11 protein-coding genes are annotated in these 15685 nt (G+C 42.9%); 10 read left to right on the top strand and 1 reads right to left on the bottom strand.

The window, feature by feature from the left end; translation table 11 throughout:
* Positions 1–13: 13 nt before the first annotated feature.
* From T355_RS14580 to secF, 10 genes are all read left to right on the top strand, one after another.
* On the top strand, positions 14–2065 hold the full coding sequence (locus tag T355_RS14580) for an AAA family ATPase (protein WP_027396082.1): 2052 nt from the start codon (positions 14–16) through the stop codon (positions 2063–2065).
* Positions 2066–2223: 158 nt separating this feature from the next.
* A complete protein-coding gene (locus T355_RS14575) occupies positions 2224–3102 on the top strand; it encodes a pentapeptide repeat-containing protein (RefSeq protein ID WP_051555291.1) in 879 nt (292 codons plus the stop codon).
* 232 nt (positions 3103–3334) lie between these two features.
* Entirely contained in the window at positions 3335–4255 is a 921-nt protein-coding gene (locus T355_RS0100820) for a hypothetical protein (RefSeq protein WP_027396081.1), read from the top strand.
* A gap of 230 nt (positions 4256–4485) precedes the next feature.
* Positions 4486–7893 carry a DNA polymerase III subunit alpha gene (locus T355_RS0100815; protein WP_037329655.1) on the top strand — a complete coding sequence of 1136 codons (3408 nt, stop codon included), beginning with the start codon at positions 4486–4488 and terminating at the stop codon, positions 7891–7893.
* A 33-nt stretch (positions 7894–7926) separates the two neighbouring features.
* Positions 7927–9099 (top strand): MFS transporter, encoded by a 1173-nt coding sequence (locus T355_RS0100810; protein WP_051555290.1) that lies wholly within the window; start codon positions 7927–7929, stop codon positions 9097–9099.
* Positions 9100–9238: 139 nt separating this feature from the next.
* Positions 9239–10375: a tRNA guanosine(34) transglycosylase Tgt gene (gene tgt, locus T355_RS0100805; protein ID WP_027396078.1), complete on the top strand. Its 1137-nt coding sequence runs from the start codon at positions 9239–9241 to the stop codon at positions 10373–10375.
* A gap of 33 nt (positions 10376–10408) precedes the next feature.
* The gene (yajC, locus tag T355_RS14570; RefSeq protein ID WP_081777568.1) at positions 10409–10777 is read left to right on the top strand and encodes a preprotein translocase subunit YajC; all 369 of its coding nucleotides are present in this window, start codon (positions 10409–10411) and stop codon (positions 10775–10777) included.
* A complete protein-coding gene (locus T355_RS0100795) occupies positions 10777–11367 on the top strand; it encodes a 5-formyltetrahydrofolate cyclo-ligase (RefSeq protein WP_027396077.1) in 591 nt (196 codons plus the stop codon). The genes yajC and T355_RS0100795 overlap by 1 nt, the downstream gene beginning before the upstream one ends.
* A 25-nt stretch (positions 11368–11392) precedes the next feature.
* On the top strand, positions 11393–12646 hold the full coding sequence (gene secD, locus T355_RS0100790) for a protein translocase subunit SecD (RefSeq protein ID WP_027396076.1): 1254 nt from the start codon (positions 11393–11395) through the stop codon (positions 12644–12646).
* Positions 12647–12671: 25 nt separating this feature from the next.
* Positions 12672–13595 (top strand): protein translocase subunit SecF, encoded by a 924-nt coding sequence (secF, locus tag T355_RS0100785; RefSeq protein ID WP_027396075.1) that lies wholly within the window; start codon positions 12672–12674, stop codon positions 13593–13595.
* A 317-nt stretch (positions 13596–13912) separates the two neighbouring features.
* On the opposite strand, the gene T355_RS0100780 is transcribed toward secF, so the two are convergent.
* On the bottom strand, positions 13913–15550 hold the full coding sequence (locus T355_RS0100780; RefSeq protein ID WP_027396074.1) for an L-lactate permease: 1638 nt from the start codon (positions 15548–15550) through the stop codon (positions 13913–13915).
* Between the last annotated feature and the right edge of the window lie 135 nt (positions 15551–15685).

Raw genomic sequence — 15685 nt, 5'->3', positions numbered from 1 at the left:
GGAGGCGGGCAAAATGATTATCTACAAAGCTGAATTGATATATGAGTCCCTACAGTGTGGAAATAATGATAAGGAAACCTTGAATCCGGAAATTGATGATAAAAAAATTGTCCGCATTATTAATGATGTTAACGATGATCTTGGGTTTTGTTGCGGCCTAGATGACAACCTGAGTGTTGCGGTTGTTAGTGGTGAATACGGACGCTGGGATATAGTTTGGGCCTGCAATTTGGAAAAAATTACTTTAAAGGACTGTGAAAAGTGGCTTAAGAATCACTTTTTGGATAACTATGCCGTTAAAAAGGTGGTAGTGGATAATATTCACGAGATTTCAGTAAAAGAATTTAATAAACTTCTTGATAAGGCAAATGACAAGAACTTTTATAGTGGCTGGAATATAGTAAATAAGCTGGGGCTTGATTACTTTGAAAACAGACGGTTTCGTGTTCAAGAACATGTATATCGGCAGGAGAACATCACAAAAAGAAAAATTAAAAGCCTTGCTGATGAAATTATGGCTGATCAAAGTCTGTTGGAGGAGATTGACAGAATTTATTCCCGCCAGAATGAAAAGAAATATTATGGTAATCCCGTGCATTATGTTATTAAAGCTGGCACAGTACAGGCTGCTAATGATATTATTAGCCTTCTTGTTTTTGCATTGAAGGCAAATAAGCGGCTTCTGGGCGGACGGGTGAGCTATGTTAATAACATTAGTGAGCACTGCTATGATGATGAAGAATTTCAGCAAATGTTTAAAACGGGCAGAGGCTCGGCTGTGGCTATTGATATGAGTGGTACTGATGAAGATCATGGAGTGTATGCTTCGGCTTATCGGGAGGTAGTGGATTTTATTGCAAAGTCAGTGATGGATAACCAGCTTTATACACTTTGCTTTTTGGTGCAGATTTCTGAAAATCCTGGGTTTAGCAAAGGTCTTATTGCGTCTGTCCAGGAAGACATACACTTGATAGAAATCTGCGAAGGACGGGGAGATAAGGAACAGGCGGTCAATTACTTGGAAAAGCTTACAACAAAATCACAATTCAAGGCATCCCGGGAAGAATTGGAAAGGGCATTGCCATCCCAAACTAAGACCTTTACGGCAACTGAAGTATATAAAACCTATAATAAATGGTTTAGTAATGGGCTGAAAAGCAAAGCGTACAAAGCATATAAGGCAGTTGAAAAGGTTGCTATCAAAGAAAATAAGAAAGGAAACAAGCCTTATGAAGAACTTAAGAATATGGTGGGGCTTATGAATATAAAGGCGTTGGTGGACCAAATTATTAATACTGCCAAAATTAGACAGTCCAGAAGCAAATTGGGGCTGGATAACTACAATGTATCCCAGCACATGCTTTTTACCGGTAATCCGGGTAGTGCTAAAACCACGGTTGCCCGCCTTATGGCGGAAATTTTAAAACAGGAAGGTGTACTGGAAACTGGACATTTTGTGGAATGTGGCCGGGCCGATTTGGTAGGCAAATATGTGGGCTGGACAGCTCAAATCGTACAGAAAAAATTCCGTGAAGCCGTGGGAGGTATATTGTTTATTGATGAGGCCTATGCATTGGTGGATGATACAAATTCCTTTGGGGCGGAGGCCATAAATACCATTGTTCAGGAAATGGAGAACAGAAGGGATAATGTCATCGTTATTTTCGCTGGGTATCCCGATAAAATGGAGCATTTTTTGTCGGAAAATGAAGGGCTGAGAAGCCGTATCGCTTTTCATTTGGATTTTCCTGACTATAATGCTGAGGAGATGCTTCAAATTCTTGAGCTTATGGTAAAAAATAAGGGTTATGTAATTGACGATGAGGTGCGTGAAAAGTGTCTGGATATCTTCAAATGTGCTTGCGAACAATCGGAATTTGGCAATGGGCGTTTTGCCAGAAATCTTTTGGAACAGGCAATGATGAAGCAGTCAGATAGACTTATAAAAGAATCCAATGGCAAAAGGTTAAGCCGTAAGGATTTAACTTCTCTTACGGCAGAGGATTTTTCTGTAAATGCAGAAAAGATGTACAAAAAAACTAAGACTACAATCGGGTTTGTATAACTTTTCCAAACACACCAGCAGCCATGCCTTTCCTGAGTTAATCGAGCAGGGACTCCAAAATATAAATATACTTAAATAGGGCATGTGCAAAATATTGTACATGCCCATTGTTATTATATAAAAAAGCGTATTTCTTGGTTTTAGAAGGGGAGATTTTTATGGATAAGGATAAACTGCAGGAGATTGTAAAGCTGCATAAAATGTGGATTAAAGGTAAGAAAGGCGGAAAAAAAGCAAATTTTTTTGAGGAAGACTTGCGTAATGTTGATTTGAGTGGAGTGGATCTGCGTGGAGCAGACCTACGTTTGGTTGAATTAGATGGTGCTAATTTGATTGGAGCTGATTTACGCAACGCTGACCTTCGTTATGCTTGCCTGTATAGGGCTGAATTGAGTGGAGCTGATTTGCGCAAGACTTCCCTTATCCGAGCTGATTTTAGCAAAGCCAATCTGAGTGGAGCTAAATTGAGTGGAGCGAATTTGCGTAATGCTGATCTAAATAATGCTAATTTAAGCAAAGCTCAATTATATGGAGCAAGAATGTATAATGCCGACCTTAATAATGCAAAATTTACTGAGGCTTGCCTATGTGGAGCATCTTTGAGTATGGCGAATATGGAGTCAGCTCGGTTGATAAACGCTAATTTGCGTGGAGCGAACTTGGATGGAGCTTCACTGTATTTTGCTGATATGGAGGGAGCTAATCTGCATGGAGCTAGCCTAAATGGTACTAGCTTATTAGGTGCCACACTTCCCTCCAAAATTGTACAGGTAGGTCCTTTTGGTAAAGGTGAAACCTTTAATGATTACTTGACGTGTTATATTGATGATAATTTAATCCAGTTTCCAGGAAATAATATGTATAATGGGGGCGCGTGGGAAGGAACCTTAGAAGAATTTAGGAAATTGGTAAATGAAGGGTACAGAAAGAATCCGTATGATTGGCATGATTATCTGGCAGTTGTTGCTATGTGTGAGGTGCTGATGAAGAAGGATGATGACAAGAATGGTAATGGACAGGTGTTGGGCGATGAATGAAATGCTATTTCTAATTTTTATAATATGGCTGATGTTATCTATTTTATGTGTTTGGCTTCTTTGGTCCGGACTGCGTTCAGCCACCTTGGGAGAGATAGTGCTGTTTTGGCTGCTGTTCTGGGATGATGATGCACCATTTCATGATTGGTTTTAGGTAAAGAAGGATTTAAAAAATATATGGCGAATGATATGAATGTGAATTTTACATAAACACCTTAGAGGAGAATTTAGTATGGGACAGAAACCGTTTTACAGAAAAGATGATTACAAAGAAGAAACAATAGAGCAGGTAAGGAGTTTGATATCAAATGCAAAAAAGATAGGTTATTCTGTGCTTGCAATTCCTGGGGAAAATAGTATTCTTTGTTATTATGCGGGATACGCCTTTGCGGAGATTAAGGATGATGTAGTAAAGTGTGCATTAAGTGGCAGTTATGAAAAATATTTAGGAAGTGATTGGGAGAATATAAAATCTGATTTAAAGACCTTCATAAATAATTCAAATAATAATTGTCGTAACTTAAAAGCTTTATTAGATGGAGTTGCCTGCGCACAACCCCAAGAACATGAAAGGCATACCCAACATCCTATCGCGGTAAATAATATTTCATATGAAAACGGATCATATTCCGTATGTGGTTTCGAAACAGCCATTCCAAGTACGTATTTTCCTGATAAAAAAAGACCGGAAATAGATTTAGTCATTATTTGTCCTGATGAGCACAGAATGATGTTGGTTGAATACAAGTGTACTCAAGGTGTATTGAAAGGTCCTCAAGGTGTTGTAGCGCATGGTATTGATTACAATAATGTAAAAGAGAAATACAAAGAAATCGGTTTGGTTTCTGAAATGATAAAAGCGTATAATCTTATGAATAGGATATATAACGGCAATGCTAGAACGTTAACAGATAAAGATATACAGAGCATAGATATTATGTTTTTGTTAACGGGCTCTTGGGTAAAGAGGCAGCCTGATGAGAAAAAAGATACAGGTTTAAGTGTGGAAGATAATAGTAGGGCTATTAAAATGATAAAAGAAACAGATAAATTGAATGATAGCCAGAAAAATCAGTTATTCTGGTATTGGTGCGAGAATTATGAAGATGTTCTTTTTGAGAAGAGTAAATACCAATCTCTAAATTGCAATTAAGTCTGTATCAAATTACTTATTAGATTAAAAGCTTCCCTATCAGCCTGGGCATGTGCAAAATGTTGCACATGCCCTTTGTTGTTATATAGATAAAATAAGACAGTTTATTTAGGGAAAGGGGGAGCAGGGAGTTGCCTTTTGAGATCATAAATAAAGAGGGAAAAATATGCACATATAGGGTATAATATAAAAATGAGTAAAACTGTGGAGGATTAAGCGTGGAAGAAAGTATGCTTGAGAATAATATACCATTTGCCCATTTGCATGTTCATACTGAGTATAGTCTGCTGGATGGTGCAAACAGAATAAAGCCATTGGTGAAGCGGGCCAAGGAGCTGGGGATGAAACACCTGGCCATTACTGACCATGGCAATATGTTTGGCGTAATTGATTTTTATAAGGCTGCCAAGGCGGAGGGAATAAATCCTGTTATTGGCTGCGAGGTTTATATGGCTCCCCGGGATCGTCGGGAGAATTTTGAGGTGGATGGTACTAAGTACTATCACCTTATTTTGCTGGCTGAAAATGAAACTGGCTACAAGAATCTGGTACAGCTGGTTTCCAAGGCCAATATTGAGGGCATGTATTACAAGCCCCGTATAGACAAAGAGCTGCTGCGTCAGTATCATGAGGGAATTATTTGCCTTAGCGCTTGTATTGCGGGGGAAATTCCTTCCTGGATTCTCCGTGGCGATATGGACAGGGCGGAAAAGTCCTTGCAGGATTATCTGGAGATTTTTGGCCAGGATAATTTCTTTATTGAAATTCAGTACCACGGCATGGAGCAGGAGGTTAAGGCCAACAAGGGACTTATTGAGCTTGCCCAAAAGTACAATATCGGTTTGGTGGCTACAAATGATGCCCATTATCTGACCCGTGAGGCCAGTGAGTTCCACGATATTCTTCTCTGTATTCAGATGAGCAAAACCGTGGATGATCCCAGCCGCATGAAGTTTTTTGGTCAGGAGTTCTATCTTAAGAGCCCTGATGAAATGGCCCAGCTTTTCCCTGAATACCCTGAGGCTATGTCAAATACGGTAAAAATTGCTGAGCGCTGTCATGTGGAGTTTGATTTTGAAAATCGCCATTTGCCACTGTTCCCATTGCCGGAGGGGATGACGGACGAGCAATATCTGAGAAAGCTGTGTGAGGATAACCTTTCATCCCATTATTCTGAGGAAACCAAGGAAGTCCGTGATCGTCTGGAGTACGAGCTTGGGGTTATTCATACCATGGGCTTTGACAGCTACTTTCTTATTGTATGGGATTTTATAAATTATGCTCGCAGCGAGAATATTCCCGTTGGTCCGGGTCGAGGCTCGGCGGCAGGCAGTATTGTAGCCTATTTGCTGGGGATTACGGATATTGACCCACTTAAATATTCCCTGCTCTTTGAGCGCTTCCTCAACCCTGAGCGCGTAACCATGCCTGATATAGACGTGGACTTTTGTTATGTGCGCCGCGAAGAGGTCATTGAGTATGTAAAACGCCGCTACGGTGAGGATCATGTGGCCCAGATTGTTACCTTTGGTACTTTAGCTGCCAAGGGCGCTATCAAGGATGTGGGCCGTGCACTGAATATGCCTTTCAGTGAGATGAATAAGATCACCAAGCTGGTACCTTCAGAGCTTGGTATAACCATTCAGAAGGCTTTGGATACTACCAAGGAGCTGAAGGCTCTTTATGATGAATCTGAGGAAGTTCATCGTCTGCTGGATTTTGCCATGGGAGTGGAGGGGCTTCCAAGACATTCCTCAACCCATGCGGCGGGTATTGTGATTGCCCGTAATCCTCTTACAGATTATCTTCCTGTAATGATGACTGACGGCACACTGGTTACCCAGTACGACAAGGACCATGTGGAGGAGCTGGGACTTCTGAAAATGGATTTCCTGGGCCTTCGTACCCTTACGGTTCTTGATGATGCCATAAAAAATATCAAAAAAAATCGGGGAGTGGATGTGGATTTAAGAACCATTCCTCTGGTGGATAAGAAAACCTCTGAAATGCTTTGTAAGGGCTTTACTGGGGCTGTGTTCCAGATGGAATCCAGCGGCATGACCAATATCATTAAGGAGCTTAAGCCAGAGGGCTTTACAGACCTTATTCCGCTGGTGGCTCTTTATCGTCCGGGGCCTTTGGGCAGCGGCATGGTGGATGACTTTATTGCCGGCCGTCATGGAACAAAGGAAGTAACTTATATGCACCCACTGCTGGAGCCTATTCTTAAGGAAACCTTTGGCGTGGTGCTCTATCAGGAGCAGGTAATGCAGATAGTACAGGTGCTGGCTGGGTTTACCTTGGGACAGGCGGATCTTCTCCGTCGTGCCATGGGTAAGAAAAAAGCGGCTATTTTGATGGCCCAGAAGGAAAATTTCCTTAAGGGCTGTGATAGCAATGGTATTGATGCTGACCTGGCCAATAAGATATTTGATTTGCTGACTCACTTTGCAGACTATGGCTTCAATAAGTCCCATAGTGCGGCCTACGCCTATGTGGCTTGGCAGACAGCTTATTTAAAGGCCAATTATCCAGAGGAATTCATGGCGGCAATGCTTACCAGTGTTATGGATACCACCGACAAAGTAAGCGTATATATTGAGCAGTGCCGTCGTATGGGTATTGCAGTGCTGCCACCTGATATAAATGCCAGCTCGGTAAACTTCAGTGTTGATGGCAATGCCATTCGCTTTGGTTTGGCTGCAGTAAAAAATGTTGGTGATGCCGCTTTGCAGAACCTGGAAGAAGAACGCAGCAATGGAGGACCATTTACATCACTCACTGATTTTTGCCTTCGTATTGATATGCGTACCATTAATAAGCGAGTTATTGAAAGCCTTATTAAATGCGGTGCTTTTGATTCTATTGGCGCAAGACGTTCACAGCTTTTGGAGGTGTTGTCCAAAACTGTAGATGCGGCGGCTGTGTCACAAAAGGACAAGGCCACAGGACAGATGGGACTCTTTGATGATGAGGTTTTAAATGACGTTACTGAGGTCAAGCTTCCGGATATTCCTGAGGTGGATCGCAGCATAATGCTCATGTGGGAAAAGGAAATCACGGGCTTTTATATTACAGGCCATCCATTAGATGAGTATTCTGATGTTCTTAATGGTTTCACTCGCATAAGTGATATTTTGGCCGGGAAGGTAAGAGACGGCAAGACGGTGAAGCTGGGGGGCATGGTGGTAAGTGCCAAGCGTATTGCCACGAAAAAAGGTGATACCATGTGCTTTGCAGAGGTGGAGGATTTCTCCCATTCCATTGAAGTGGTGGTGTTCCCAAAGGTTTTCTATCAATGTGTCAATGCCCTGGAGCCTGATTCTGCTGTTATGGTGGCTGGTAAGGTAAACTTTACTGATGATGGAATAAAGGTTTTGGCGGATAGGGTTTGTCTGCTGAAGGATTATAAGCCGGACATATACATTGCCATTAGTGCTGCCCATGAAAATGAGGCAGTGTTTAAGGCAGTGAAGGATGTACTGTCTACTCATCAGGGAGATCATATCGTATATATTTATTATTCAGACCGCAAGAAGGTTATTAAGACAGAGCGGGCTATGTGGATTGATGGTTCAGAGGAAGCTATTTCTCTGCTGAAGGAAATTCTTGGGGATGACTGTGTCAAAACCAGATAAGCATCGGATAACTAGAAAGTTGAGGTTATTTTTATGGGCGAGATAAAATGTGGACCTAAGGCGGGGGTATTTCTTCTGGCCGGGGGTCATTTTATGGTTGATTTCTATAATAATTTTCTCCCGGTGCTTTTGCCAATAATCATGGTGCGAATGGATATGTCCCTTACCATGTGCGGCCTTTTGGTTATGGTGCTGTCCATAACTTCCAATCTATTACAGCCTATTTTCGGCTATTTTTTTGATAAGCATAATTTTAGCAAGACCATGGTATATGCGGTGTCTCTGGCCGGGGTGTTTATGTGTGTTGTTGGCTATGCTCCTAATAAGCCTGTATTGTTTTTGTTGTGCGCCCTTTTGGGAGTGGCCGTGTCCGCTTATCATCCTTTAGGTACATCCCTTCTAAGGAAGGTCAGCAGCAAGATGAACATGGGCCGTTCCGTGTCCTTTTATGTGGCTGGGGGCAATATTGGTTTCGCCCTGGCTCCTGTGTTAGTGGTAGCCTTTTTAGATCGCTATCCTCTGGAGAGCTTGCCAGTGTTGATTATTCCAGGTGTTTTACTGGCGGCAGCATACGTTTTTACTAATTTGTGGAATCTGCCATCCAGAAGTCAAAAGCCATCTGATGAAGCCGTGGAAACTGATTTTAAGAGCATTCTGCGGAATATAGATGTGGTGCGGTTGAATTTGGCTATGGGGTTTAGGTGCTGGACCCATGTATGTGTGGTTACATTTCTGCCTCTGCTCATGCAAAGCAAGGGAATATCTCCTGTAATGTCAGGTACTCTTTTGGGAGTCTTTCTGGTGGGTTCGGCTCTTGGAGGTTTATTTGGCGGTGAGATAGGGGACAGAACCAATCATAAAAAAGTAATGGCCTATTCATTGATTTTATCATTGGCTCCTGTTATCTATTTCTTTTTGATGCCAAATGACAGTATGGTAGCTATCATTGCCCTGTTTTTGGCTGGGGCCCTTTTGATGGCACCACAGCCAAGCTCTATAGTATGGACTGGTCATCTGATGCCTCAGTTTATCGGGGTGGCCAGCGGCATGATGATGGGCCTTTGCTATGGTATTGGCAGTATTGGTGCGGCAGTTACTGCTGTATTGGGGGATTATATCGGTCTTGAAACCGCCCTTTTGATTAGCATAGTACCAGTATTTTTGTCCATTGCCATGATTATTCTTACTCCCTATAGGGAAGCATAAGATTTTCGTTGTACAGAAGCCTGTTCTTTTGACTATTGTTGAAAGAACAGGCTTTTTATGTTATGATATTTCAGTTAGAGTGTTTAATGAATTACTTATCTAAACACTGTGAAAATACTAATGAAAGCGAGGCGATTATTTGCCAGCTATAACCTATGAATTAATAAAGCAGGACCCAGCTACTGGTGCCAGGGCAGGTATAATTCATACACCTCATGGCAGCTTTCCAACGCCTATATTTATGCCTGTAGGAACACAGGCCTCTGTAAAGGGCGTTTCTCCTGAGGAGCTTCATGATATGGGGGCTGGGATTATTCTCAGTAATACATACCATCTGTTTTTGCGTCCGGGTTCCGACTTGGTTCGTGAGGCCGGCGGGCTTCATAAGTTTATGAACTGGGATGGTGCTATTCTTACGGATAGCGGTGGCTTCCAGGTGTTCAGTCTTGGAGATCTTCGCAAGATTACTGAGGAGGGGGTTACCTTCCGTTCACATATTGACGGTTCCAAGAAGTTCCTGTCTCCTGAGGTATCCATGAAAGTTCAGATGGATTTAGGCTCTGATATAGTTATGGCATTTGATGAGTGCATTCCTTACCCGGCTGATTATGATTATGCCAAGGCTTCTACAGCCAGAACAACCCGCTGGGCACAGCGTTGTAAGGAGGTTATGACCAGCCCACATCAGGGACTATTTGGTATTGTTCAGGGTGGTATGTACAAGGACCTCCGTACCCGCAGCGTAAATGAGCTGGTGGAGATGGATTTCCCAGGCTATGCCGTAGGTGGCCTCAGCGTAGGGGAGCCTAAGGAGCTCATGTATGAGATGCTTGACCATACAGTAGAGCAGCTGCCAAAGGATAAGCCAAGATACCTTATGGGTGTTGGCACACCTGATTGTTTGGTGGAAGGCGTTATGCATGGTATTGATATGTTTGACTGTGTATTCCCGACACGGGTGGCCAGAAATGGTACTGCTATGACCTGGAATGGCAGACTGGTAATGAAAAATGCTGAATTTACCAGCGATTTCAGACCTCTTGAGGAGGGCTGTGACTGTTATGCCTGCCGTAACTTCAGTCGTGCATACATCCGTCATTTGGTTCGTGCCAATGAGATATTCGGCTTAAGACTTCTTTCATTGCATAATCTACGGTTCTTACAGAGATTTATGCATGAGATGCGTCAGTCAATTATTGAGGAAAGATTTGGTGAGTTCCGCCGTAATTTCCTCGACAATTATAACTATGGGGCAAAGTCCCATAGCTGCAATTAATTATTCTGCAAAATAGCAGATTAAGGGGGTAATATGATGGGGGAAGATTTCTTCGGACTTGGTGGAGCAGCACCGGTCATTTTGATGGTTATCCTGTTTTATGTGCTGCTTTATCGTCCTCAGAAGAAACAGCAGGAAAAGCAGCAGGATATGGTGTCCAAGCTGAAGCGCGGTACTAGGGTGGTAACCCGGGGCGGCATTTATGGCAAAGTGGATATGGTCAAGGAGGCCACCATTATGCTGGAGGTCGCTGAGGGCGTGGTAATTGAAGTTGCCAAGTCCATGATTGCTACAGCTATTGTGGGCAGTGAGGAGGAGCGTAAGGAGCTTATGTCCGGAACTCCTGCCAATAATGACACTGCGGAAAAGACCGATTTGGATGACGCAAAGGATAAGGAATAATGGAGAAAGACCTTAATCTTTTGAAAAAAGAGCTTAGAAAAACAGCTCTTATTAAAAGACGGGCCATGCGCCCGGAAAGGCGGGTGGCTGAAAGCCATGGGATATTTAAGCAGCTTAGGGATTTTGAGCTGTATAAACAAGCCTCCTGCGTTTTTTGTTATGTTTCAGTGGAAGATGAAGTTCAGACCAGGGAAATATTGAACCAGGTGCTGGCAGATAGGAAGAAGCTCTGCGTTCCATATATTGCTGAGCCAAAGACCCGCATTATGACAGCTGCCAGACTGAACAGCTTAGATGAGCTGAAGCCTGGTTATTGGGATATTCCTTCTGTAAGCGTGGATAATTATCACGAAGTAAATCCTGTGGAAATTGATTTCGTGGTGGTTCCCGGTGCGGCCTTTGACAAAGAGGGACATCGTCTTGGTCTGGGCGGTGGATTTTATGACATATTCCTTAAGAAGGTTCGAAATGCTGCATTGGTGGCAGTGGCCTATGAGTGTCAGCTTATGGATGAAATTAAGGTTATGGACCATGATATTCCCGTGGATTATCTTCTTACACATAATGGAATTATAAAATGTTCCAAATAAATAATTCGAAAGAAGGATAAAGTAGTTGAGAAAGGATAGTTTATTAAAGCTTCTGGCTGCTATTGTTATCATCGTTGGTGTTTTCTTCACCTTCGTTGGTCCTTTGGCAAAGTCCATCAGACAGGGCCTTGACCTGCAGGGTGGTACCCATGTAGTTCTGGAAGCTGAAGACACCCCGGAAGCACCTGTAAATGGTGATGCCATGGATCGTGTAGTACGAATCATGGAAAAACGAGTTAATGAGTTAGGTCTGGCAGAGCCTATTGTACAGCGTCAGGGTGAGCGCCGTATTATCATTGAGCTGCCTGGTATCAAGGATCCTGATAAGGCAATTCAGGTGATTGGTAAGACCGCAATGCTGGAATTCAAGAACGACAAGGGCGAGACAGTTCTTACTGGTACTGATCTGAAGGATGCCCGTGAGCAGACTGACCAGCAGGGCCAGAACTTGGTTGAGCTGGAATTCAGCCCTGAAGGCGGCGAGAAATTCGCTGATTTGACCACCAAGAATGTGGGCCGCAACATTGCTATTCTTTTGGATGGCGAGGTACTTACAAATCCACGTGTAAATGAGCCTATTATGGGCGGCAAGGCTGTTATTACTGGTAACAAGACCTTGGAGGAAGCCCACAATCTGGCAATTCTCCTGAGAAGTGGTTCTCTGCCAGTAAAGGTTAACATCATTGAAACCCGTACTGTAGGTCCTTCCCTTGGTCAGGACTCCAAGGATAAATCCGTTTATGCCTTTGCTATTGGCCTCGGTGCCGTAGTTCTCTTTATGATTTTGTTCTATCGTTTGCCAGGTCTTATTGCAGATATTGCATTGATGGCTTATGTTATTATTTTGCTCTTTAGCTTAAAGATGCTGGATGCAACCCTTACACTTCCAGGTGTAGCTGGTATTATCCTGTCAATTGGTATGGCGGTAGATGCCAACGTGCTTATATTTGAGCATTTTAAGGAAGAATTCCGTGTGGGTAAAACCATGCGACTTGCTATGGATGCAGGCTTTGAGCGTGCCTTTACCACAATTTTCGACTCCAATATTACTACTATCATCGCCTCTGCAGTGCTGTTCTGCTTTGGTACAGGAAGTATCAAGGGCTTTGCAATTACCCTTGGTCTTGGTGTTGTACTGTCCATGTTTACAGCTATTACCCTTACCCAGTTTATGTGTAAGAATCTGATCGCAGCACAGCTCTTTAAAAATCCTGCCATTTATGGTTATGGATTGACCAATGTGGCAAAGGAGAAGGAGGAGGTGACCAAGCTTGGCTAAGAAGACTGTTGAACAGCAGGTGAAGATTCCATTTGATATCATGCGCCGTTCCAAGATTTGGTTCGCTATTTCCCTGCTCATAATTATTCCTGGTATTTTCAGTATGTTTACCAATGGCTTTAACTTTGGTATTGATTTTACTGGTGGTACCATCATTGATATGCGTTTTGAAAAGGAAGTTACTCTTCCGGAAATTCGTGATTCACTGAGAAAGTACAACTTGGATAATGCTACAATTCAGCTTTCTGGTGATGTTACTAACGTAGAGGCCTCCAAGGATGTTATGATCCGTACCATTGATTTGGAGGAAAATGATCGTAAGGCTGTTATGGCAACATTGAAGGAAGATGTGGGTGACTACACTGTTCTCCGTGAGGAGAAAGTAGGTGCTACCATTGGTGGCGAGCTCATTATGGATGCTGTTATGGCAACCCTGATTTCCTGGGTACTGATCATCATGTATGTTTCTTACCGTTTTGAGTGGCGTTTCGGTGTATCTGCGGTACTTGCTCTGGTGCATGATATTCTTATTGTACTGAGTATCTTCTCATTCACCCAGAAGCAGGTGGACAGCTCCTTTGTGGCAGCAATCCTGACTATCGTAGGTTATTCAATTAATGATACCATCGTAATTTTCGACCGTATCAGAGAGAACTTGAAGCTCCACTTCCGCCGTGGCGGTGACTTATTTGAACTGGCAAATCGCAGTATTTACCAGACCTTGACCCGTTCCCTGTACACCGTGTTTACCTGCTTGTTTACAACCTTTGCACTGTACTGGTTCGGTGGCGATACCACCAAGGATTTCGCCTTTGCACTGCTGTGCGGCTTCTTCAGCGGCTGTTATTCCTCAATCTTCATCGCAAGCCCATTGTGGGTAACCATGCGTAATATTTCGGAAAGCAAGAAATCTGGCAACAGCAACAAGCCAGCTACCACTGAAGCATAAAGCTTAGTTGAATAATAAATAGGGAAGTGTCACATATTCGGAGGCATTTCATATCGGTACTTAGTGAATCCAAGCTGAAAGCGAAGGACGAACTTAGTATCCGTTATGTGAAATAGTGAGCGAGAGCGCTCCGAATATAGCCTTCCCTATATTTATGTGTAATGCTTATGAAGTAATTATACGTTCGCAAATAAAAACTCGCTGTCGGGGAGACAGCGAGTTTTTATTTGGGTTGTTAGATAAAGGGAATATTTAATAAGTGGTCTGTCGGGGTGGCAGACCACCCACTAACTAAAGATTGCTTTTACTAACTGGGGTTAAATAATTCCAAATGCTACTGCACCAAGCATTGCAGCCATCAGCACTATGTACCAGACTACCCACGGCAGGGAAGCAGCTTTTATAAGCTTACCTTCCGCACCTATTATACCCGTCGTCGCACAAACGGCAACGATGTTGTTGATGCAGACGATGTTACCAATAGCACCACCCTGGTTCTGGAGGGCAACGATAAATACCTGAGGTATATTCAGGATGGTTGCAGTCTCGAACTGGAGTGGGGTAAACATGATATTGGATACTGTGTTGGAACCAAACATAAATGCACCGATGGTACCAATGAATGGTGCAACGAATACATAATTGGCACCTGCCAAATCAGCCATACCCTTTGCCATGGATACCAGCATGGAATCCCAACCAAGTGGATTAGCATTGGAGTAACGATAAATGTATACCATTGCAAAGCCGAAGAGCAGGGCGATGGTAGCACCGTAAAGCTGATTGTAGGATTTCTTTACGATACCCTTAACCTGAGTTGCGTTAAGTCCATAGAAAGGTATAGAAATTAATACAACTAATACGAATGGGAATAAACCAGGGTTGTTGAAGTATTTCATGGCAAAGCCGGCACCTTCAACACCCATGATATTGTTCATGGAGAATACAAAGCTGGTAATAATACCCTTGAGACCAATTTCTGGAATTCTGGTAAGTACCAACCAAAGAGCAATGAGAAGATAAGGAGTCCAAGCCTTTAAGAGGGACATGGAAGGCTTATCATCGTTAGTATCGGCCTTAGTCTCAGTTTTCCTCTCAGTACCAGGGAAACGCCATGTACTACCTGGTACCAAGAAACCAGCCTTGGCAGCACCGATAGTGGCAAATATAGTTACTGCACCGGCGCAAATAGATACCAGCTCAGAGCCAATGAATTTTGCAACGATAAGATAAACAACATCAAATACTACAGTTGTGAATAATACAAATGGAACCATTGGCAGGGAATGCTTGAAGAAGGATTTCTCCTCGCTGTACTGTCTGGTAACCAGGGCCAAAACAACCATGATTACGAAGAAGGTTCCTGCTGCAAGACCAACAGCGGATGCCCATGATAAGTCAAGCTTCCACGCTTCCAAATCTGTTACACCAATAGTAGGAAGCGTGTCCTTCAAAATCTCTGCTGCAGAGTTGGTTGGTGTACCGGCAGCACCGAAGGATACTGGCGGTGAATCCAATATCAGGCAGGCAGTAGCTGCTGCCATTGGAGGGAAACCAAGACCAATCAGCAGTGGAGCGCAGATTGCTGGTGGAGTACCAAAACCTGCAGCACCCTCGATAAATGCGGAAAGACCATAACCTACAATTACTAATTGGATACGGGCATCTTCGGAAATACCATTGAACATTGCTTCAATTCTGTGCATTGCTCCAGCCTCGTTCAGCATGTTCATAAGTAAAATAGCACCAAAGATAATCAGCAGTGTATCAATAGATCCCAGGAAACCGGTAATTGTATACGCGGTAACATGGAGCATATCCATTTGCCAATAGAAAAGACCGATTAAACAGATGGAAAGCCAAGCGATTGGAAGAACCTTCTTAGCTGGCATGTTTACGCCTACCGTAAGAATAATGGTAATAATAATTGGTATTGCGGCAACAAGTGCTAACACATATATCATCTCCTTGCATTTCATTCATATAATATAATGAAATCTTTCATTATATGTTACTTAAGCCGAATAGAAATGGTCTGCTTGTTCACTAAAAATGAATGAACTTCAATTTGTAAGATGATTTCCACATAC

The sequence above is a fragment of the Anaerovibrio lipolyticus LB2005 genome, assembly GCF_000621545.1.
Taxonomy (GTDB): domain Bacteria; phylum Bacillota; class Negativicutes; order Selenomonadales; family Selenomonadaceae; genus Anaerovibrio; species Anaerovibrio lipolyticus_A.
The sequence above is the reverse complement of the archived record's forward strand: the minus strand, read 5'-3'. Positions and strand labels throughout refer to the sequence as shown.